The 19,876-nt window shown below is 40.5% G+C and carries 24 protein-coding genes and 1 pseudogene; 5 read left to right on the top strand and 20 right to left on the bottom strand.

Going from position 1 to position 19,876, the window contains the following annotated elements; translation table 11 throughout:
• Positions 1 to 77: 77 nt before the first annotated feature.
• The 10 genes from NE257_RS01500 to NE257_RS01455 form a co-directional block, all read right to left on the bottom strand.
• Positions 78 to 389 (bottom strand): PTS lactose/cellobiose transporter subunit IIA, encoded by a 312-nt coding sequence (locus tag NE257_RS01500; RefSeq protein ID WP_211205560.1) that lies wholly within the window; start codon positions 387 to 389, stop codon positions 78 to 80.
• 21 nt (positions 390 to 410) lie between these two features.
• The gene (locus NE257_RS01495; protein WP_251885633.1) at positions 411 to 734 is read right to left on the bottom strand and encodes a PTS sugar transporter subunit IIB; all 324 of its coding nucleotides are present in this window, start codon (positions 732 to 734) and stop codon (positions 411 to 413) included.
• Between the two features lie 28 nt (positions 735 to 762).
• Positions 763 to 930: a hypothetical protein gene (locus tag NE257_RS01490; protein ID WP_155802035.1), complete on the bottom strand. Its 168-nt coding sequence runs from the start codon at positions 928 to 930 to the stop codon at positions 763 to 765.
• On the bottom strand, positions 899 to 1,081 hold the full coding sequence (locus tag NE257_RS01485; RefSeq protein WP_251870057.1) for a helix-turn-helix domain-containing protein: 183 nt from the start codon (positions 1,079 to 1,081) through the stop codon (positions 899 to 901). The genes NE257_RS01490 and NE257_RS01485 overlap by 32 nt, the downstream gene beginning before the upstream one ends.
• Before the next feature lie 204 nt (positions 1,082 to 1,285).
• Complete coding sequence (locus NE257_RS01480) at positions 1,286 to 1,978, bottom strand: TerC family protein (RefSeq protein ID WP_251885632.1); 693 nt, start codon at positions 1,976 to 1,978, stop codon at positions 1,286 to 1,288.
• Positions 1,979 to 2,087: 109 nt separating this feature from the next.
• The gene (locus tag NE257_RS01475) at positions 2,088 to 2,417 is read right to left on the bottom strand and encodes an antibiotic biosynthesis monooxygenase (protein ID WP_251851160.1); all 330 of its coding nucleotides are present in this window, start codon (positions 2,415 to 2,417) and stop codon (positions 2,088 to 2,090) included.
• 3 nt (positions 2,418 to 2,420) lie between these two features.
• Complete coding sequence (locus NE257_RS01470) at positions 2,421 to 3,845, bottom strand: ABC transporter ATP-binding protein (protein WP_251885631.1); 1,425 nt, start codon at positions 3,843 to 3,845, stop codon at positions 2,421 to 2,423.
• Entirely contained in the window at positions 3,842 to 4,540 is a 699-nt protein-coding gene (locus NE257_RS01465; RefSeq protein WP_251870060.1) for an energy-coupling factor transporter transmembrane component T, read from the bottom strand. Before NE257_RS01465 ends, NE257_RS01470 begins: the two co-directional genes overlap by 4 nt.
• A gap of 5 nt (positions 4,541 to 4,545) precedes the next feature.
• A complete protein-coding gene (locus NE257_RS01460; protein ID WP_251851157.1) occupies positions 4,546 to 5,133 on the bottom strand; it encodes an MptD family putative ECF transporter S component in 588 nt (195 codons plus the stop codon).
• A gap of 1 nt (position 5,134) precedes the next feature.
• Complete coding sequence (locus NE257_RS01455; protein WP_251885630.1) at positions 5,135 to 6,283, bottom strand: hypothetical protein; 1,149 nt, start codon at positions 6,281 to 6,283, stop codon at positions 5,135 to 5,137.
• A 158-nt stretch (positions 6,284 to 6,441) separates the two neighbouring features.
• Between NE257_RS01455 and NE257_RS01450 the strand changes: the two genes are divergently transcribed.
• Positions 6,442 to 7,284 carry an NAD(P)H-hydrate dehydratase gene (locus NE257_RS01450; RefSeq protein ID WP_251885629.1) on the top strand — a complete coding sequence of 281 codons (843 nt, stop codon included), beginning with the start codon at positions 6,442 to 6,444 and terminating at the stop codon, positions 7,282 to 7,284.
• A 55-nt stretch (positions 7,285 to 7,339) separates the two neighbouring features.
• Positions 7,340 to 7,888, top strand: a complete 549-nt coding sequence (locus NE257_RS01445; RefSeq protein ID WP_251885628.1) for a DUF2179 domain-containing protein — start codon at positions 7,340 to 7,342, stop codon at positions 7,886 to 7,888.
• A gap of 256 nt (positions 7,889 to 8,144) precedes the next feature.
• Here the strand turns inward: NE257_RS01445 and NE257_RS01440 are convergent.
• From NE257_RS01440 to NE257_RS01420, 5 genes and pseudogenes are all read right to left on the bottom strand, one after another.
• Positions 8,145 to 8,450, bottom strand: a pseudogene (locus NE257_RS01440) (PTS mannitol transporter subunit IIBC); the annotation flags it as partial.
• 225 nt (positions 8,451 to 8,675) lie between these two features.
• On the bottom strand, positions 8,676 to 10,487 hold the full coding sequence (gene glmS, locus NE257_RS01435) for a glutamine--fructose-6-phosphate transaminase (isomerizing) (RefSeq protein ID WP_251885627.1): 1,812 nt from the start codon (positions 10,485 to 10,487) through the stop codon (positions 8,676 to 8,678).
• A gap of 179 nt (positions 10,488 to 10,666) precedes the next feature.
• Complete coding sequence (locus NE257_RS01430; protein WP_007208934.1) at positions 10,667 to 11,509, bottom strand: YitT family protein; 843 nt, start codon at positions 11,507 to 11,509, stop codon at positions 10,667 to 10,669.
• A gap of 307 nt (positions 11,510 to 11,816) precedes the next feature.
• Positions 11,817 to 12,185: a hypothetical protein gene (locus NE257_RS01425; RefSeq protein ID WP_251851211.1), complete on the bottom strand. Its 369-nt coding sequence runs from the start codon at positions 12,183 to 12,185 to the stop codon at positions 11,817 to 11,819.
• A 31-nt stretch (positions 12,186 to 12,216) separates the two neighbouring features.
• Complete coding sequence (locus NE257_RS01420; protein WP_251851210.1) at positions 12,217 to 12,585, bottom strand: CvfD/Ygs/GSP13 family RNA-binding post-transcriptional regulator; 369 nt, start codon at positions 12,583 to 12,585, stop codon at positions 12,217 to 12,219.
• A 99-nt stretch (positions 12,586 to 12,684) separates the two neighbouring features.
• On the opposite strand from NE257_RS01420, the gene NE257_RS01415 reads away from it, so the two are divergent.
• Positions 12,685 to 13,854: a MalY/PatB family protein gene (locus NE257_RS01415; protein ID WP_251855207.1), complete on the top strand. Its 1,170-nt coding sequence runs from the start codon at positions 12,685 to 12,687 to the stop codon at positions 13,852 to 13,854.
• Between the two features lie 153 nt (positions 13,855 to 14,007).
• Here the strand turns inward: NE257_RS01415 and NE257_RS01410 are convergent, their stop codons facing one another.
• Positions 14,008 to 14,595, bottom strand: coding sequence for a peptidylprolyl isomerase (locus NE257_RS01410; RefSeq protein WP_251851208.1), 588 nt, complete (start codon positions 14,593 to 14,595; stop codon positions 14,008 to 14,010).
• Positions 14,596 to 14,708: 113 nt separating this feature from the next.
• On the opposite strand from NE257_RS01410, the gene NE257_RS01405 reads away from it, so the two are divergent.
• Positions 14,709 to 15,683, top strand: coding sequence for an NAD(P)/FAD-dependent oxidoreductase (locus tag NE257_RS01405; RefSeq protein ID WP_251885626.1), 975 nt, complete (start codon positions 14,709 to 14,711; stop codon positions 15,681 to 15,683).
• A gap of 50 nt (positions 15,684 to 15,733) precedes the next feature.
• Entirely contained in the window at positions 15,734 to 16,231 is a 498-nt protein-coding gene (locus tag NE257_RS01400; RefSeq protein ID WP_007208854.1) for a phosphatidylglycerophosphatase A family protein, read from the top strand.
• Between the two features lie 88 nt (positions 16,232 to 16,319).
• On the opposite strand, the gene NE257_RS01395 is transcribed toward NE257_RS01400, so the two are convergent.
• The 4 genes from NE257_RS01395 to NE257_RS01380 all read right to left on the bottom strand — a co-directional run bounded on the left by NE257_RS01395 (position 16,320) and on the right by NE257_RS01380 (position 19,794).
• The gene (locus tag NE257_RS01395) at positions 16,320 to 16,961 is read right to left on the bottom strand and encodes a TIGR01906 family membrane protein (RefSeq protein WP_251885625.1); all 642 of its coding nucleotides are present in this window, start codon (positions 16,959 to 16,961) and stop codon (positions 16,320 to 16,322) included.
• On the bottom strand, positions 16,954 to 17,727 hold the full coding sequence (locus tag NE257_RS01390; RefSeq protein WP_251869501.1) for a TIGR01457 family HAD-type hydrolase: 774 nt from the start codon (positions 17,725 to 17,727) through the stop codon (positions 16,954 to 16,956). Before NE257_RS01390 ends, NE257_RS01395 begins: the two co-directional genes overlap by 8 nt.
• Positions 17,728 to 18,351: a YutD family protein gene (locus NE257_RS01385; RefSeq protein WP_251885624.1), complete on the bottom strand. Its 624-nt coding sequence runs from the start codon at positions 18,349 to 18,351 to the stop codon at positions 17,728 to 17,730.
• Positions 18,352 to 18,417: 66 nt separating this feature from the next.
• Complete coding sequence (locus NE257_RS01380; RefSeq protein WP_251885623.1) at positions 18,418 to 19,794, bottom strand: bifunctional metallophosphatase/5'-nucleotidase; 1,377 nt, start codon at positions 19,792 to 19,794, stop codon at positions 18,418 to 18,420.
• Positions 19,795 to 19,876 lie beyond the last annotated feature (82 nt).

The raw sequence follows: 19,876 nt of genomic DNA, 5'->3' as shown, positions 1-19,876 counted from the left end.
CTGTTAAAAAGTACCTCCTACATTTTCGAGGTACTTTTCTAACAGACTTTTTTGGCAAAAATTTGTTTCTGGTCATTTTATCCTAAACGACGATAGACATCGATCACTTCTTTTGCCAAATCATTAAACGTAATGCTGGTCATCAAATGATCTTGACTATGAATGGTTAACAGCGTAATCGGAAGCGCTTCACCGTTTGCTTCGGCAGTAAGCAACTTGGTTTGGGCATGATGAGCTTCAAGTAACGCTGCCTCTGCTGCTTTTAATTTTTCATCTGCTTCCTCGAATCCACCGTTTTTTGCTGCTTGGATTGCCTCCATGGCATCGCTCTTCGCATTACCTGCGTTCACAATTAATCCCATGATTGCTTCTAGTTGCTCTTGACTCATTTCTCCCATTGATTTCACCTTCTACTTCGCTTCGATTAATTGAATGGCTGTTTGTAAGACATTTTCACCGTTCATCATGCCATAATCTTTCATGTCAATGACTGTTACGGGAATATTTTTACCTGCGACTTTTCCTTCAAATTGAGCTTTCAAAAAACGGACTTGTGGTCCAAGCATTAAAACGTCGACTGGTTTGTCAGCATCTGATAATTTTGCATCTGCTTCTGATGCAGATACGGCAAGAATATCTGCTTCGACTCCATCAGCTTGAGCTGCTTTTTCCATTTTTTGAACCAATAAACTTGTACTCATACCAGCTGAGCATACTAACATAATTCGTTTCATATTTTTTCGCTCCTTTATCGTTTTGTGCTTACACTTTATCATAATAATTATCAAAGTATTTATCAACATCATTGGCAATGAGTGCTTCTAAGTCAATAGTTGGCATATTGTTTTTTTCTAGCGAGTCTAGCTTGTAGGTAATCGTTTGATAGACATCCATGTTGCTAGCTGGATCTTGTGACCAGACGACTCTCATCTTTGGCCACTAACTGATCTTTCACCAATTCATTTAAATAGCGACTCGCATTGGTACGATCCATCGCTGCAATCGCCGCCAGCTCTGAAGCCGTGAGCTTTTTTTGCTGCTCTTTTAACATATCGTAGACTTGCTCTTTCTTACTCTTCAACCCGCTCCCACCTTTCAGTGATTCATCTGAAGTATAAGCGATTCTATTCGCTTGAGCAAATACAAAAGACCACTCATTGTTGGGGGCAATGAGTGGTTAGGGGATAAAATGAAAAAGATTTGGGTTGTTTATTGGTATGACTGAATCATACGTCATAAATGTGAATTTTTTTCGTCAAAGCTATGAAAAAAATACTAAATCCCATTAACGTGAAAACCATTCGTTGACTGGACGCATTTCTTTTTTGCCAATGGTAAAAACAAATAATAATAATACTAAGCAAAAAACTACTGGCATCAAGACAGTATGACTCAAATTAGGAATCCAGCCATTGACTAACGTCTCGATATATTGATCTTCGACGAACATCTTACCAGATGTGTAAGCAATCAAAAGACCACCAATCCAGACAACCAGTGGAAAACGATCCATAATTTTTAAAATAAATTGACTACCAAAAATAATTAGCGGAATACTAATCGCTAGCCCAAAAACTGCGAGTAATTTGCTATCTTCCGAAACACCGGCGATTGCCAATACATTATCTAAACTCATGACTAGATCAGCTAAAATAATCGTGCGTATAGCAGCAGCTAATGACGCGCCTGCGGTAATGTCTTGCGTCTCATCTCCACTTTCTGCTAACAAGTCATAAGCAATATACAACAATAATAAACTACCGACAATTTTGACAAATGGCACGGCCAATAACTGAATTGCAACTAGCATCAATGCGACGCGCAATAAAATTGCTCCAGCCGTTCCGATTAAAATTGCTTTTTCTCGTTGTTTTTGTTCCAATTTCCGAGTGGCAAGTGCAATGACGACTGCATTGTCTCCACTCAAGATTAAATCCAACAAGACAATCGATAAAACTTTCATAATTAATTCAAACACACAAAATCCTCCATACCTATCTTCTCAAACTACTCTATTATAAAAAAAAACCAAAAAAAAACCAATCTTTTTTACTTTTTTCTCAAAAAAGCAAAAAGATTGGTACGACTTATTCAGCAGAGTAGTAACGACTGACCGTATTTCCTAGGACTGGACTTTCTTTTGGTTTCCCTTCATGAGCTTGTTTGCGGTGTTGATGCAAGGATTGGAATGAGTCACTTTTCGTCCATGCTAGCTGATCACTTTCGCTTTCCCAACGACTCAATGCTACGACTTCACTGACGTCTGCTTCGTCTGGTACATCGCGATAAAAAACTTCAAATCCTAAAAAGCCTGGTACATCTGTCATTTTGGATTGTGTATGTGAAGACAAAAATTGTTGGGTAATTCTTTCCAAAAAAGGTGTTTTCACTTTGATCGTATTCGTAACAATATACATCACTCATTCCTCCAATTGGTCGATTTCTTGCAACTTCCCATCCACTAATGAAAAAATGGTTTGGCAAGTTGCTTGTAAAAATTCTTCATCATGGCTAATAACTAAGACTAAGACCGGTTCAGCTAAGAGTGTTTTAAACAAGCCACTTACTACTTGCATGTGGCGATAATCTAAGCCACTCGTCGGCTCATCAAACAACAAAATTTCTTTTCCTGACAAGAGTGCACTTGCAATCGCCACCCGTTGCTTTTCGCCACCTGATAGCGAATGTGGATGGCGCTGCAACAGAGGTGTTAGCTGAAACTTATCGCAGATTTCTTCGAAGCGCTCAGGTTTTTGCGCTTTTTCCAAGAGTTCTTTTTCGACCGTTTCAAAAAACAATTGTAAATTCACATCTTGCATGACGAAAAATGTCTTGTCTAATAGTTGCTTGGGCTTATACTTGCGCCCATTAATTGCGATTGCGCCTTGTTTGGCTTTTTTTAATCCGGATATAATCTGAAAGAGCGTGGACTTTCCTGCGCCATTGTCCCCAATTAAGCCATTGATGTTAGTATTATCTACTTTCATTTGTGAAATTTCAAGTGCCAATGTGGATTGCTTACGATAGCGGTAGCGCAAATGGTCGATAGTCATCGTAATGGTCGGCTCGCGCTTTATGCCACTGGTCGAAAGCTGGATGGCAATCGGAGTAAATGAGCGAAGGCCGAGTTGCTTGCGTCTTTGCTCAGTTATTTCACGAATTTGGTCTGTTGAATCATCTTCAATGATCGTCCCTTGATTTAGGACTAGCAACCGGTCAGCACAATCCATTAAATAACTCAGACGATGCTCAGCAACGATTATCGTCTTCCCTTGTTGCTTGAGCTGAATAAGCGTGCGCTTTAGCTGCTGAATGGCTTGATGATCTAGATTGCTTGATGGTTCATCTAATAAGAGCAAGTCATGTGGCAACATATTCGCTGCGGCTATCGATACTAATTGCCGTTGCCCTCCCGACAAATGAAACATACTCGCGTCTTCTAAGGCAGTCAGCTGATAGGTGGTTAGTTGCTGGGCGACTTGGCGGCGAATACGTGCGGGGTCGTAGCCATAGTTTTCCATCACAAAGGCCAGCTCCGATGCGACATCGGTGGTAAAAAAATGCGTCTTAGGATTTTGAAAAACCATCCCGAGTGTCGCGACATGCTCTGTAAAGTCTTGAATTGGAAACGAAGAAATCCCAATTGACCCAGTGCCTGTGACTTGTCCTTCATAAAGCTCAGGGTGCAAGCCATTTAGTACATTTAGTAGCGTCGATTTGCCACTGCCACTCGGACCACTAAGGACTACCAGCTCACCTTTTGCAATTTTTAAATCAATATCATGCAGCAGCACGTTTCCAGCCGTTGTTTGGTAGCCCACTTTTTTTAATGAAATGATCGTCATCCTATCCACATCCTTACGACCAAACAGCCAAGTAGACTACCCATCAGTGCGTAATCTGGTCCTTTTAATTGTAGCTCATGTACGCTTGTATGCTTCTTAGGATTGGCTAAGCCGCGCACCAAGGCCGTTGCGGATAAATTCAATGATGTCTCTTCCGCTGATAATAACAACGGGATGATGACATATTCCATCGACTGTAGCGGATGGCGAATCAATTGCCACGGTGTCGTTGCAATCCCTCTAAATTTCATTGCTTGGCGGATGTGGCTGATTTCTTGGATGGCCATTGGAAAAAAACGAAACAAAACGGCTAGCGGTACGATAAGCTGCATAGGTAGATGTAGCTTTTGTAACGCCGCCAACCATTCACTGACTTTTGTCCCTGACAAAGCAAAGCTCGCTGCCATAATCGTTGGCAACAGCCGCCGATTTCCCACCATTAAAAAATCAATGAGCACAGCAATTGGATGTCCTGGAGCAGCCAAGACTAATTGATTGGCCCATAGTAAGCCAAGAAATACACCAAGAAAGACCACTGCCTTTTTCATATAGCCGCTAGCGATCAAAAAAAACGCAAACAACCCAATCAAAGCCACCTCGAACGGTAATGACAATTCCACCATGAGCGCGACACTTGCGATGACAATGACACAAAGTTTGCTTCTAGGATCAAAATGGACTGGATACATTTTCATATCGTTTACCTGCTAGTTCGTTGGAAATGCTTATTGTACAGGTAGCTCCCTAAATAAAACCCAAAAATCGCACCAAAGAAAATCGTAATCAAGCTAGCAATAAAGACGGATGTGGAGACATGTTCAAATACCGCTTGAATATACGCTTGCCCTTTGCCACGTGCTTTTAACGATGCGACATAGGCATTTTTCATAAACCAAAGTGGCAATAACGGACCCATCAAGCCATAGCTAAAAACAATATAACTAGCTAGTGTGCGCACTTTGACTGATAGATTGGTCTTATATTGAATCACATCTGCCAAAAAGGAACAAAGAACCCCTGGAACAATCGCTAATGGAAAATGACCCGTCATTAGGAAAAATAGTGCGACCACACTCCCCATAATCGTAATGGCTCCTATACGCGGAATGCGCTGTAAGACCAATAGATAAATCACGCCCGAAAACATTGCACTCACTGCTGGGATAAATAAATTATGAAAACCGGGAATCGTAAATTTTAGTACCAATAAACAAATGCTAATCGTCAAAAAATAAATTGCGGTATACACACCTACTGAAATCAAATCTTGTACTTTTAATTTTTTCATTTTATTTCTCCCTTACCACGCGAAATACTTGCAACAAAGTCCCAAAACGCGGACTCGTTACGCTGAATTGATACCGTCCAGGATAATCCGTGACTCCTGAAACAATTACTTGTCGATTGGCCACAGTCGCATTGCTTGCATCGACTGTTACCTTTTCTCTTTTAGGCGTGACGAGTGCGACTTGTGCACGCTGCTGCTCAATCTCACTCCACAGCTCGTCATCTGCGATTTGGTAACAAAGGTCTTCTCCAATCAAAAGAGTATTCTTTTGCAATTGATTGCTCCCTTTGAGTGGTTGTTTTAGCTTTGTTTTTAAGACAATGTCTTGAAAGCCTTCTGCCCGAATCTCAATCGTCACTTCTTCACCCGCAAACCACTCAGCAAATGGGGCAAAGCGCTCGGCTTCATCCGCAGCAAGGACACCAAACTCCAAGTGTCCTTCTGGTTTATGATACAGATAATCTGGCCAAAGCAATGGAATCGTCCGCCCATCTTTTTGCAGCGTCACGCTATAGACAAATTTGCCAAAGCATTCATGAAAGACTTGATAGCTATCACGATCTAATTCAGGTAAAAAGCCAATCGTCCCTGCGTAGACATAGGGAGCAAATTGATACAACTCACTCGTCAATACCAATTGGTCCTTTAGTGAAGGTAGGTCAGCTTGTTGGGCTGTGAAGTAGCTACGCTTGCCATATGTGCCATTGGCTAATAACGGCTTGGTCGCCTCACCACGATAGGCCAACACTGCATCAGTCGGTAGCCATTCTTGATCCACCCAAGAAGCGACTTCTTGTACCAAATCACTTGCATCTGCTGAAAAAAGCGACTGTACAAGTGTCTCTAATGCTATCGATACCGGTACATGTTTTAGCTGATATGTGCCATCTGTTTGCAATACCACTCGCTCATTGGTCGCTGGAAAGCGTTTGACTGCTTCTACAAAACGTGAAGCAACTGTTAACGCCAGATTTTCCACTCCTTCCGATGCATAATACATCGCAAAGGTCATCGTTTTTTTCCCAATCAGCTGGTCAGGTAGCGTATGGATTGATGCATAGAGCCCCTCGCCGTATGGATAAGGTGTTTTTTCTGTCCATTCGGAAGAAAAAAGCACGGTCATTTCATTAATTGCTAACAATTTTTGCATACACATACCTCCTTGAATTCTCAGTATATCATAGCTAATTGAGAATGATAATCATTAGTTTTCACTAAAAGCATGACATTTTTCATCACGCGCTATTTTTCTTTCCCTTTCTTTCAACTATCGCCTAAAATAGAAGAAAAAGCAAAGGAGCGAGTTCAATGATTCCTTTAACAAAAGAATGTCTCAACCAAGTCATCGTCAAGCGAGCGGTCCAGTCCCACAAAGGATCTTACGGACGGGTCGTCTGCATCGGGGGCAGAAAACAATATGGTGGTGCAATTTTGATGTGTGCGCAGGCTTGCGTGAATAGTGGTGCTGGATTGGTCACGGTCATGACCGATGCGAGCACCATTCCAGTCCTACAAAGTCGCTTGCCAGAAGCAATGGCCCTCACGTTTCATGATCCAATAGCCGAACTAGTAGCGACTGCCGATGTCATCGTGATTGGCCCTGGATTAGGGACGGATAAGATTGCCAAAGAGTGTCTGGCGTTTGTTTTATCCCATCAAACTGCTACGCAATGGCTTGTGATCGATGGTTCGGCAATTACGTTATTGGCACAACATCCTCTTGATTTTTTATTTCCCGAGCACATCGTCTTGACGCCCCACCAAAAGGAGTGGGAGCGATTCAGTGGGCTTCCTATCGCTGCACAGACCATTGACGCAAATCAACAGGCCCAACAAAGACTCGGCTGCACACTCGTTTTAAAAAGTGAACAAACCCATATTTATACCCATAAAGCAATCTATCAAAACACATACGGCAATCCTGCAATGGCAACGGGTGGGATGGGTGATACATTGGCCGGTATCATCGGTGGCTTTTTAGGCCAATTTGGCAAGACTGATCAACTTGCCGAGTCGGCGATAGGTGCAGCAGTCACGATTCATAGCCTGATTGCAGATGAATTAGCTGACAAGCACTATGTCGTCTTACCGACGATGATATCCGAGCAGCTATCAAAGACCATGCGTCGTTTTTGTCCACTGACACGCTAACTCTTTCCCATCTATTTATTTTCTGTTACCCTAGGGAAAGAAAGGAGCGACGTGTATGTCACTTTCCATTTTAGCAATGACTTTTTTTATCAACTTCGCATACGTGACAATTAGCACCATCCGCTTTATGCTGACGATGAAAGGCTATCGTCTGTTGGCACCTATTTTAAGTATGATTGAAATTACGATTTATATCTTGGGGCTTTCGTTAGTCTTAAACCGCTTGGATAATCCAATCAATCTCTTTGTGTATGCTTTAGGGTATGCTGTGGGGATCAGTGTCGGCATTTTCATTGAAGATCGCTTAGCACTAGGTTACATTATGACAACAGCCATTCTCCCAAGTAATTCTGATAGCGATAAGAATTTACCAACTATCCTTAGAGACAAAGGCTACGGGGTTACCCAAAGCTACGGTGAAGGATTATCTGGTGAGCGGATGATTCTTGAGATTCTCTCTCCTCGTAAGCACGAACGTGAATTGTACCAGCTCATTAAAGAAGTCGAAGAACGCGCCTTTATTATTACCTATGAACCCAAATTCATCTCTGGTGGTTTTTGGACCAAAAAGGTACGCAAGCGCCAAAAAAAATTACACCACTAAGCCGTAGTGAAAAACGCGAGACCTAGCGCTACTCCATCACGGTGAAACAAAATGACCTTTAAGCAAAAAGACTAAACCATCCAATGGATGGTTTAGTCTTTTACTTGGCGCTCATTCTGTTTCAGCCTTTTTTATTTTGCTTTGACTTGTCCTTCGATTTCTGCGACTAGGGCATCATCGTTTAAGCCAGTGACTTCTTTAATGACTTCTGTTAGTGAATTGGCAGCTAATTTTTCTGCTAGTTGGACACTTTGTTGATCATCGCACCGATAAACATCGGAATATCAGTCCCCATAATGACACCCATCGCTGAGATAGCACCAACTACTGCCCCACATTGGCCATACACCATTTGTCCACCTGTGTGAGCAATTAATAATGGCAAAAGATACGTCAACGTTGGTGAAACCATTGTCGCCAAACGTTCATTAGGTAACCATCCATCACCGATAAAGAGTGCTGTCATAACCCCCCAAGCAATAAACGCGCCGATATTCGGCATGACCATGCTACTAAGATAGCTACCTAACTTCTGAGCACCGGCCTTAACTCCTTTTTTTCTTTTCGACTTGTGCGCTGTTCGCCATGTCTATTCCCTCCTTATTACAATCCTCTACCTTCTCTACATTTCTATCATACAAGCAAAGGAAAAGGCTTTCAATAAAATAGCAGTCTAACTTTGGCACGCTTTTTTGTGACAAAACTATTAGAATGGCAGTTTAACAAAAAAACACCAATCGTAAATGAACGCAATCATTTACGACTAGTGTCGGTCAAATTTTACTACTTATTCTACTGTAACAGCTTTGGCTAGGTTCCGTGGTTTATCAACGTCATAGCCACGATGCAAGGAAGCATAGTACGCAATCAATTGCGTCGGTACCACGGCTAATAGTGCTCTGCAATAAGGATGAACATCTGCTAAGATTAATTGATCGCCCACTTTAGCTAGTGATTCACTACTAATCACAAACGTCTCAGCACCACGACTTTCAACTTCTTTTAAGTTTCCTCGCGTATGCGGTCCAGTCACTTCATCGTTGATTAAACCAAAGACTGGTGTACCTTTTTCAATCAGAGCGATTGTCCCATGTTTTAGTTCTCCTGCCGCAAAGCCTTCAGCTTGAATATAAGAAATTTCTTTTAACTTTAAAGCTGCTTCCATTGCAACATAGTAGTCTTCTCCTCTACCAATATAAAAAGCATTTCTAGTTGATGCCAAGATAGATTTCACTGATGATTCGATGGTTTCTTTTTCTGTGATGACAGCTTCCATCGCAGTAGCAGTCAGGCCTAATTCATGCACCACATCAAATTCTTTGGCTGCTTTGACACCGTTTTGGTTGCCATACGCTTTGGCCAGTAGATTCAAGACAGTGATTTGTGCTGTATAAGCTTTGGTCGAAGCAACGGCAATTTCTGGTCCAGCATGAAGCAAGACTGTATATTTTGCCTCACGAGAAAGCGTAGAGCCTGCCACATTAGTAATGGTAAGTGATGGGTAGCCTAATTCATTTACTTTGACTAACACTTGTCGGCTATCAGCTGTTTCACCACTTTGAGTTAAGAAAATAAAGAATGGTTTGCTTGATAATAATGGCATATGATAGCCTAATTCACTAGACAAATGAACTTCGACTGGAATGTTCATCATTGCTTCAAGTGCATTTTTGCTCGCCCACCCAGCATTGTAACTCGTTCCACATGCCACAATATAAATGCGATCACTCGCTTGTAATTCAGCTAACAACTCTGCATCAAACGAAAATGATCCGTCCAGATTCGCATACTCTTGTGTCAGACGACGTAGCACAGCAGGCTGTTCATCAATTTCTTTCATCATGTAAAAAGGATACGCACCCTTTTCCGCATCAGATGCATCTAATTCTGTAACAAATGGTTGACGCTCCACAGCATTACCAGCTTTGTCTTCGATTGAAATACCATCCGCATGTACGACAACAATTTCGCCATCATTGATTTCCACAAAGCGATTGGTTTCTTTTAGCATTGCCATAGCATCGCTACAAATCACATTAAAGCCATCACCCAAGCCAATTAAAAGCGGGCTCTTGTTTTTAGCAACATAAATAGCATCTGGATTTTCCGTATCGATCAATCCAAAAGCATAAGAGCCTTTTACTACAGAAAGAGTCTTTTTCAAGGCTTCCAAAGCAGATAGATTTTCAGCTTGCGCAAAGTGTTCCACTAAATGCACAACGATTTCTGTATCTGTTTCACCTTTAAATTGATCTGCTTGTACATAGGTATGTTTTAATTCATCAAAGTTTTCAATCACACCATTATGCACTAATACAAAACGTCCAGACTGAGACGTATGCGGATGCGCATTTGCTTCACTAGGGACACCATGCGTCGCCCAACGTGTATGCCCAATCCCGATTGATCCTTTTACATCATCTGATAATTTATCTTTTAATTGTTGAATTCTTCCTTGTGATTTTACTAAAAATGTTTCCTGTCCATTTTCTAAAAAAATACCTGCTGAATCATAACCGCGGTATTCTAATTTATCTAAGCCATTTAATAAAATATCTTTTGCACGACTATTTCCAATTACGCCAACTATTCCACACATAGATAAAAATCCCTCTTTCGAATTAAAATATTGGTATACTCTTTATTTATATCACAATAATCTTTAATTACAATGTTTTTTTACGTTTTTATCACTATTTTTATAAATTGGTCTATATCATATTGCTAATAAAAAAAGCATCTATCACACTAAGATAGATGCTTTTTTGTGAAATTATCTTATTCAGACATAATCTGGCGCGTAAATCCTTCACCAATTACACTTTGCACTTCATTCACAATGACAAAGGCTTCTGGGTCAATTCGACTAATAATTTTTGTCACCGGAAGTAATTGTTGCCGACTAATAACGATATACAATACAGGCTTTTCTGCTTTTGAGTAGTAGCCCTGAGCATCAAATACGGTTATCCCCCGTTCAATCTCTTGATCTATCGCAGCTGCTAATTCCTCGTGGTGTTTTGAAATAATCGTCACCGCTTTTTTCGGATTGAATCCTTCCAACAAATAATCAAGTACCTTTGTTGAAACATACAAAGAAACGACTGTTAATATCAGACTCTCGATACCAATTACCGCTACTGAAAAGGCAACTACGAAAATGTCGCAAAACAATAACGCATAACTAACATTCCAACCCAAAAATTTATTTAATAACTTTGCGATGATTGCGCTACCTGCCGTGGTCCCATTTCCTAGCATAATTAAGCCCATCCCGGCGCCCATTAATACTCCCGCACCTAGAGCAGCTACTATCCGTTGATTCGTCACAAAATGCCATTCGTGCGTGATATTTAAAAATAAAGACATACATAACATAGCTAAAATTGTATATAAAACAGTGGCTTTATCTAAAAAGCGCCATCCAATAATTAATAAAATACCATTTAAGATAAGATTCGTTAGGGCTGGTGACCACGCGTATAAATAATAAAGAATCATCGTAATCCCGGTGACACCACCCTCACCTAAATCATTGCTAATAGCAAAATAATTCACTGAAATCGCAAAAATAAAAGATCCAATAATAATTTTAATTGTGTTCGTTATTAATTTCGACATCGACTTTTTCCTTTCATCCTTTGTTTTCTATGCATAAAAAAAGCAAGAACAAGCTAACGTTGTGCTGCGACAACTTTTATATCATAACATCGTTTCAACGTGATGTCAACAACTAATTTTTATTTTTTAAAATTTCAGTTGTTATCCTCTGTTAGCGACTTGATTATCATATCAAATGCAATGTTATTTGTCAACAAGTTTTTTGAATTTAAAAACTGTTTTATCAGTATTTAAACGCCTTGTAACAAGTCAACTTCGTTATATTACCATCGATATTGGCAGTCGTCAACACTTTTTCATTCTTTTTTTAAAAATAAGGCATTCCTTCAATTTCAAACTTTTGGATAACCTTTTGCATTTGTCCAAATGACTGCCACAGATAGCCTTCCGGCAGTTGATTTGGCACGTCTACTTGCTCATCAAGTTCGAAAACAAATAGTGGGACATTTGTTCCTGCAATCACACCATTGGTTAACTCTAATAGTTTTAAGCGTGAAATTTCTATGTTTGCTTCTGCTTTTAATACTTCTAAAATACTGGCTAGTCCAGTTTTTTCTACACTGCCCGGTGTTGATACTAAATGCATTTTGCCCTGTTCTTGCTTAATTAAAAATAATTTTGTGCCATCGAGTTGTGTCAACATAACTATTCCAGCTATCCATTTTTTCTTGATCATTTGCCCACCCCGCTACAATTCTATGATATTGCTACGCTTCTTCCAAAAAAACTAAAGCCTCTTCAATCCATACCGGCAATGCTTCTTCTATTGATTGAAAACCAATCTTTTTATTTTTGTTTGTGAAGTATCTTTTTCGTCGATTAGATATTGGAGTATATGTGTGTGTCAACGTTCGTCGTGATAGACTAATTTTTTGTGAAAATGCATCAATATCAATAACTTGAACTGCTACTTTTTGCCCTACTTTAAGTAGCTCATGAATATTTTTAGTATAACCTGGTTGAATTTCGGAAACATGGATCAGTCCTTGTGTATTTGCATCTAATGAAACAAAGGCACCGTATGGCTGTATACCGGTAATTGTGCCTTCAATTACTTGTCCTATCTTATATGTCATATTTCCCCCTTCTTTCATTGGTTTATATTATACTGTATCTAAGCAAAAAAATCTAAGCAAAAAAAAGCGAGGGCATTCCTCATGAGGGTGGTTGGATAAATGATGAACTTCAATGAAGCAATACAACGGCGTGGAACCAACAGTATCAAATGGGACAGTATCGAAAAAACATATCAGAAAAAAGACTTATTGCCATTATGGATTGCTGATATGGACTTCAAAGCACCTCTCGCTGTCCAAAAAGCATTGGCAGCATTTGTCTCTCAAGGAATCTATGGGTATTCTTTCGCTCCGGATAGTCTGTATGAATCAATTATTAATTGGCAAAAGAATCGACATAACTATGAATTAACAAAAGAAGAGATTCTATTTAATAGTGGCGTTGTTCCAAGTATCGCTGCAGCCATCCATGCCTATTCTTCCGTCGGTGATGCAATATTGGTGAACGATCCTGTCTACCCACCTTTTTCTGCCACTGTAAAAGATGCAAAGCGGACACTTGTCCGCAGTCCTTTACTAAAAATGAATGGTCAATTCGAATTTGATTTTGATGATTTAGAAAAGAAGATGCAAACACACACAATAAAGCTCTTCATACTATGTAATCCGCATAATCCCGGGGGAAGAGTCTGGACAAAAGCAGAATTACAAAAAATCGGCCTCTTGTGTAAACAATATGGTGTGCTGGTTGTTAGCGATGAAATCCATCAAGACTTAATTTTGCCATCGTATACTTTCCATTCCTTCCAAACAGTGGATTCTTCGTTTGCCGACTTTTCAATTGTCCTTGCAGCGCCGACTAAAACATTCAATCTGGCAAGTGTTAAAAATTCGATGATGTTCATAAAAAACAAAGAGCTACGAAAAACGATGCTCGCTCTTCAACACGAATGGCGCTTCGATGAAATCAATACATTCGGCTACATAGCGACAGAAGCAGCCTATCGAGAGGGTGCACAGTGGTTGGATGACTTATTGTCATTTTTAGCGCATCAAGTACAAATCGTGCGCGACCATTTTAAAGAACACCTCCCACAAGTAGAGGTGATGATTCCGCAAGGCACCTATTTAATGTGGCTGGACTTCTCAGCTTTTGAGCTATCGGATTCACAATTGCAAGACATATTAATCGAAAAGGCAGGTGTCGTCTTGAACTACGGCTATACTTTCGGCCCCCATGGTCGTCAGCACATCCGACTAAACATTGCCTGTCAAGAAGAGATTTTAAAAGAAGGCCTCACTCGTTTGACCAACGCATTTAACAATTAGTTTAAATAAAGCGACGGATATCATTTTGTCTTATTACAAAGCAAGAAAGCTACAACAATAAAAAGAACCCGAAATCCAAAAGTTTGAGAAATAACTCCGGATTTCGGGCTCTATTTACTTGTGACTGAATAACTTTTCCTCAGCCTCTTTGGCTTACTCGTTTATTTCGATTGCTTCAATTACTACGTCGTGGACGGGACGATCTTGTGGTCCTCTTTGTACTTGGGCAATCGTATCTACAATATCCATACCATTAACAACATGACCGAAAACAGTATGACGGAAATCAAGCCAAGGTGTTCCGCCTTCGCGATACGCTTCTACTACTTCTTTAGGATAGCCCGCTTCTTCCATTTGCGTCATCATATTGGCTGGTACATTTTTGTTGTTAACGATAAAGAACTGGCTTCCATTTGTATTTGGTCCAGCATTGGCCATTGATAATGCACCACGAACATTAAATAATTCTGGAGAAAATTCATCTTCGAATTTTTCGCCGTAGATGCTTTCGCCGCCCATACCAGTACCGGTTGGGTCGCCCCCTTGGATCATAAAGTCCGGAATAACACGGTGGAAAATCACATTATCATAGTAGCCTTTTTTTGCTAGTTCGATAAAGTTTTTTACGGTTTTTGGTGCGAACTCTGGGAATAATTGCACGGTAATGTCTCCCATGTTTGTCTTGATTGTTGCTGTTGGTGTTGTTTGTTCATTTGCAGTTAGTTGTGGAAATTGTGCCAATTGCTTCTCCTCCTTGATTCATCTGTTACTACTATATCAGAAAACATCAAAAATGCCACGCACCAATTTCTCTGCTATAATCGTCTTATTGTCAAACGAGAGGAGTATGTCAAATGGAAGTCTTTGACTTGACTATCATTGGTGCTGGTCCAGTGGGAATGTTTGCTGCATTCTATGCCGGTATGCGCAATGCCAAAACAAAAATAATTGATACCTTACCGCAACTAGGTGGTCAATTAGCTACGTTATATCCTGAAAAATATATTTACGATATCCCTGGTTTTCCAAAAATAAAAGCAGGTGAACTCGTTCAAAACTTAGAAAATCAATTGCGAACATTCCATCAAACGTATTGTTTACAAGAGCAAGTAATCGCCCTCAACAAAGAAGAGGACATCATTGAAATTACGACCAATAAAACAACACATTACTCGAAAGCAGTTATTTTAGCTCTAGGTAATGGCTCGTTTCAGCCTAGAAAACTAGCTGTTGAAAATGCTGAATCCTATGAAAATGCTGGTATTGATTATTATGTGCCAGACTTAATGAAATATGCTGGCAAAAAAGTTGCAATCGCAGGTGGTGGCGATTCAGCGATTGATTGGGCTTTGATGATTGAACCAATTGCTGAAGAAGTTTATTTGATCCACCGTCGACCGGAATTTCGCGCCCATGAACATAGTGTTACTAAACTACACAATTCATCGATTTCTGTATTGACCCCTTATGTCATTCAACGCTTGCAAGGCGAGGGACAATTAGATACGATTGTCTTGCAAGAAGCTGCGGGAGAAGAACAAGTCGAGTTAGCAGTGGATTCATTGATTGTAAACTATGGCTTTCGTTCTTCACTCGATTTGAAAAAATGGGGCGTCAATAGTACGCGCCAAGGGATCATGGTCCAGTCTGACATGCAAACATCTCTTCCGGGCGTTTATGCATGTGGCGATATCGCACTTTATGAGGGCAAAGTAAAACTCATTGCGACTGGCTTTGGTGAAGCTCCTACTGCAGTAAACAATGCCTTGCATTTCATCGATCCCAAAAATCGAACCCAGCCGATGCATAGTACGAGTCTCTTTCAGTAAGAGCAAATGCTTCAAACCAACTTATTTTTTGACGGAAAGGATTGACTTAGTTGACTGTTGAACAAAGCACTTTGGAAAAAAAAGCCCGCGCACTCCTTGAAGAACGTGGTGTACCAGTAATTGAAATAGCGAAATTGGTTTATTTTTTACAAGAAAAATACATTCCAGAGCTTACTCTAGAAGAATGTATGGAAAGCGTCGAGGCTGTCTTAAAAAAACGAGAAGTCCAAAATACCATCCTAACTGGTATTCAACTAGACGTTTTAGCAGAACAAAATAAATTGCTTACGCCATTACAAGACATTGTTGCCAAAGATGAAGGTCTTTATGGCATCGATGAAATTATGGCCTTATCAATTGTGAATGTCTACGGCTCGATTGGCTTCACTAACTATGGCTACATCGATAAAGTAAAACCGGGTATTCTAGCGATGCTTAATTCACACGAAGGTCCGCAAGTTCATACATTTTTAGATGATATCGTCGGTGCCATGGCGGCTGCAGCAGCTAGTCGCATCGCCCATCAACATCCAAATGCCGCAATTTAAAAAAAGCCATCTAATCCAGAAGTTTGAAAACGAACTTTTGGATTGGATGGTCTTTTGCTTTTAGCTAATTTTGTCTCAGTCTCTCACTTTACTTAACCCGATGCTTAAACATTCGTTTTGCATAGAAAAGAGTGCCAAGAAAGAACATTTCCAATAAAACGAAGAACAGCACAAAACAATACAAGAAAAACTGCTCTGGCAAGACATTAATAATCGGATCGGTCACTGGATCGAATTGCCAATCAGCATTACTAAAAAACAATTCATGAAATGTCACAAAAAAACGATCAAAGCCCATCGCCATCATAAGCGCGAAAACGATTGGAATGATACTTGCAGTCTGGAACGGACGAATGAGTCGCCACTCTTGCTGACGTTTATGGTTTTGATACAAAAATACCGCAGCTGGAATCACCGTTATAAGCCCCACTGCATAATTTAGTAAAAATAATTTTTTTACATCTACAAAATGGCTGAGTCCCGATGCCGACATTGGGAAGTCAGCTAATTGCAAGGTCTTCACCCAAGGGAAATTCAAATATGCCAAAAGTTGATGATACGAAGTCATCAACTCTGCTTTTGATAAAGTAGTCCAATCTAAAATTGCCAACTGATCGATTGAAAAACGATACAGCCACATGCTATTGATGGTCAATGTAATAGCCAGCGTCAGAAGAAAAAGCATCAAACAAGCTAGTCCGCTCCAAAACCACCAAGTAGATCTATTCATCGGCGACTACCCAATCATCTAATGAGTCAATAACATAAGTCGGTGCAATTGGTAAGGTAGGGACGGCTTCTTTCGGGGTAAACCCTGATAGGACCAATAGCGAATCAATGCCATTTTTTATCCCCGCAGTAATATCTGTCTCATAGTTGTCACCAACCATTATCGCTTCTTCTTTGGAACAGCCGAGATGCGCTAATGCTTTTTCCATAATAATGGCTTCTGGCTTGCCAATGCAGACAGGGTCCACTTGCGTTGCTGTTGCTAAGAATGATAGTAATGCACCGGCGCCTGGTAATAGCCCTCGTTCAGTCGGAATATTTTTATCTGGATTGGTACCAATGAAATGGGCACCTCTTTTTATCGCCAGTGTCGCTAATGCAAATTGTTCATACGTCACATTGGAATCTAAGCCCACGACGACATAAGCTGGATTCACTTCATCCCATATATAGCCTGCTTCTAGAATTGGTTCAATCAGTCCGGCTTCGCCAATGACATAGACCGTTTTGGCTAATTGCTTGTCATTCATGTAATCAATCGTCGCCAACGTCGCCGTGTAGACCGTCTCTGGTGCAACATGAATATCAAACTCCGTGGCTAAACGATTGGCTACAACAGCTGGACGCTTGGTCGTATTATTGGTCACAAATAAAAAAGGAATTTGCGCATGTTGCAAGCGTTCAATGAAGCGTTTGCCAGCTGGAATCGGCTCTTTTCCTAAATAAATGGTGCCATCTAAATCAATCAAATACCCCTTATAATTCATCTATTCGCCTTCATTTCTTTTCCGAATCGTAAATTCTTTTTTCGTTGTACGGGTTGTTGTTTTTTTCGTCGGTGCCTCTTTCTTTTGCTCGTTTGATTGCCGAATTTTCATTTTTTTCTTATCAGGTCGCGTGTTAACTGGCGCTTTTTTCTCTGCTATATGCGCTTGGTCTTTGACCTTTTTGGTAGTCGATGTGCGTCGCTTGTTCTTTTTCGTCTGTGTTTTTTCTTTTTTGCCACCAATGCGTTCAATCACAAAGTAGGCACAGCCAAAATTGCAAAACTCATATAAATAATCTTCTAAGGTATCGATCCGTTGGTCAGGCAATACTTTTTTATTATCTGTCCCAAAAAATCCTTTTAACCGTAGCTGTTCATAGCCCCAATCGCCCACAATGTAATCATAGCGGGCAAGCACTTCGCTATAGCGGTCGACCAGCCTTTGTGCATCAAAGCCCTCGCGATAATCTCTTACCAACCGATACTGTCTACCATCAATTAAAAATTCAGACTCTGATAATTGCTCGAAAGCCAATCCTTTATTTTTATTACCGGTACTGGTTTCTTCCACGATTTCTTCTAATACGGCTGTCAGTTCAGCAGTTAAATTTTCTTCATTGGCCATTTTTTCACCACCTTGTTCTATTATACCGATTTTCTTTCATTCCGGCAGTATCTTCTTTCGTTCTTTTTACGTTAATGGGAATTTCTTTTGCAAATCATTACCGACGACTGTACGAATAAACTCAGGAAATAAAAACGTCACGTCACCTGCGATTTCAATCGTTGGGAAGAAAGGGATAAACATAAAGTGATCCACTGTTGTAAATGAATAGTTTTGCTGTTCATCGACTGGCTTCCCTTGCCAATACACTTGGTGATTAGTCGCATCATAGCTAATACCCAGATAACGAATTTGGCCAAAATTTTTTCCTCTAAAGCCCATGCCCACCATTTGATAATGTAACAAAAACCAGCGATTTTTTTCCATTTCAAGTATCATGCGAATCAGGTCTTTGCCTCGCAACCGTACGCGAATCAAATGCATCGGATGTGGCAAGATACTATGCAGCTGATCTTGACTGATTCGCCCAGCTGGTAATGATTCTAAAAATAAGCCTGAGTTCAAGATAGCACTATCAGTCGCTCCTCGCTTACGCACGGCATCCAAGGCCTCCTCAATCAAGGAGTGTTCATATAGTTGTGGGTCATTGGTCAATGGATAAGGCAAATAGCCGATCGTCAATTTCGTTAATTGCTCATGTCCTTTTAGCGCCCATTTTGTAATTTGTTGCTCATCTTCTGGATAAGCCAACATCTCTTCGATAGAAAAAGTCCGAGCAGTGCTGGTAATGTGGGTATCGTTACAATCAAGCTCGACTTCACCGACATAGCGGCCAAACTTCCCTGCTGCTGCTAGTTGCACGCCATTTCGTTTTTCGCCATTCGGAAACAGATGGTGCGTATGCGAACCGATAATCACGTCAAATTGAGGAAACTCATCCGCAATTGTATAGTCAGCTTGAATCCCTAAGTGACTAAGCAAGATCAGGACATCCACTTGTGAACGTAATTCATTTACAAGCTCTGGCAATAATTCCAACGGATTGCGAACGTCCCAGCCATTGGGTGCATAAGTTAACGGAAATGGTGCGGTCATTCCGATCATCGCTATCGTCAGTCCATTATCCAAAGTCATTATCTTGTATGGTTGCGCCCACTTCGGTCGCAATAAAGTTGTTTTATCAAATAAATTCGCAAGCACAACATCAAAATTGGCTTGATCAAACAAATGATTCAAACACTCTTTCTCATTGCCAATGCCTTCATTGTTGCCGATCGTGATGGCGTCATAGTGCAAGGCGTTCAGCTCTTCAATGTTGGCTTGGCCGTTAGTAGCTTCGGTCAAAGGATGCCAACGATCCATGAAATCTCCTAGATCAACTGTCAATACACATTCTTCACCATCTGCTACTTGCCTTTGCTTGACGAATCGCTTGACGCGTGGCCAATTTTCAAAATGAGAGTGCAAGTCATTGGTGTGAATAATCCGTAATTTTTTGCCCACTTGGTCAGATCACCTTCTACTAGTATTAGTCAAAGTTTGGCATAGCTCAGCTTTTTTGTCAAAAAAAAGTCAAAGTAAATGA

The sequence above is a fragment of the Enterococcus italicus genome (genome assembly GCF_023743875.1).
Taxonomy (GTDB): Bacteria; Bacillota; Bacilli; order Lactobacillales; family Enterococcaceae; genus Enterococcus_G; species Enterococcus_G italicus.
This window is presented reverse-complemented; position numbering and strand designations above follow the sequence as displayed.

What these genes read in the sequence shown, in the direction of transcription:
- NE257_RS01500 (WP_211205560.1), bottom strand. Translation starts at nt 389, where the DNA reads ATGAGTCAAGAGCAACTAGAAGCAATCATGGGATTAATTGTGAACGCA.
- NE257_RS01495 (WP_251885633.1), bottom strand. Translation starts at nt 734, where the DNA reads ATGAAACGAATTATGTTAGTATGCTCAGCTGGTATGAGTACAAGTTTA.
- NE257_RS01490 (WP_155802035.1), bottom strand. Translation starts at nt 930, where the DNA reads ATGAGAGTCGTCTGGTCACAAGATCCAGCTAGCAACATGGATGTCTAT.
- NE257_RS01475 (WP_251851160.1), bottom strand. Translation starts at nt 2,417, where the DNA reads ATGTATATTGTTACGAATACGATCAAAGTGAAAACACCTTTTTTGGAA.
- NE257_RS01470 (WP_251885631.1), bottom strand. Translation starts at nt 3,845, where the DNA reads ATGACGATCATTTCATTAAAAAAAGTGGGCTACCAAACAACGGCTGGA.
- NE257_RS01465 (WP_251870060.1), bottom strand. Translation starts at nt 4,540, where the DNA reads ATGAAAATGTATCCAGTCCATTTTGATCCTAGAAGCAAACTTTGTGTC.
- NE257_RS01460 (WP_251851157.1), bottom strand. Translation starts at nt 5,133, where the DNA reads ATGAAAAAATTAAAAGTACAAGATTTGATTTCAGTAGGTGTGTATACC.
- NE257_RS01455 (WP_251885630.1), bottom strand. Translation starts at nt 6,283, where the DNA reads ATGCAAAAATTGTTAGCAATTAATGAAATGACCGTGCTTTTTTCTTCC.
- NE257_RS01450 (WP_251885629.1), top strand. Translation starts at nt 6,442, where the DNA reads ATGATTCCTTTAACAAAAGAATGTCTCAACCAAGTCATCGTCAAGCGA.
- NE257_RS01445 (WP_251885628.1), top strand. Translation starts at nt 7,340, where the DNA reads ATGTCACTTTCCATTTTAGCAATGACTTTTTTTATCAACTTCGCATAC.
- glmS (WP_251885627.1), bottom strand. Translation starts at nt 10,487, where the DNA reads ATGTGTGGAATAGTTGGCGTAATTGGAAATAGTCGTGCAAAAGATATT.
- NE257_RS01430 (WP_007208934.1), bottom strand. Translation starts at nt 11,509, where the DNA reads ATGTCGAAATTAATAACGAACACAATTAAAATTATTATTGGATCTTTT.
- NE257_RS01425 (WP_251851211.1), bottom strand. Translation starts at nt 12,185, where the DNA reads ATGATCAAGAAAAAATGGATAGCTGGAATAGTTATGTTGACACAACTC.
- NE257_RS01420 (WP_251851210.1), bottom strand. Translation starts at nt 12,585, where the DNA reads ATGACATATAAGATAGGACAAGTAATTGAAGGCACAATTACCGGTATA.
- NE257_RS01415 (WP_251855207.1), top strand. Translation starts at nt 12,685, where the DNA reads ATGATGAACTTCAATGAAGCAATACAACGGCGTGGAACCAACAGTATC.
- NE257_RS01405 (WP_251885626.1), top strand. Translation starts at nt 14,709, where the DNA reads ATGGAAGTCTTTGACTTGACTATCATTGGTGCTGGTCCAGTGGGAATG.
- NE257_RS01395 (WP_251885625.1), bottom strand. Translation starts at nt 16,961, where the DNA reads ATGAATAGATCTACTTGGTGGTTTTGGAGCGGACTAGCTTGTTTGATG.
- NE257_RS01390 (WP_251869501.1), bottom strand. Translation starts at nt 17,727, where the DNA reads ATGAATTATAAGGGGTATTTGATTGATTTAGATGGCACCATTTATTTA.
- NE257_RS01385 (WP_251885624.1), bottom strand. Translation starts at nt 18,351, where the DNA reads ATGGCCAATGAAGAAAATTTAACTGCTGAACTGACAGCCGTATTAGAA.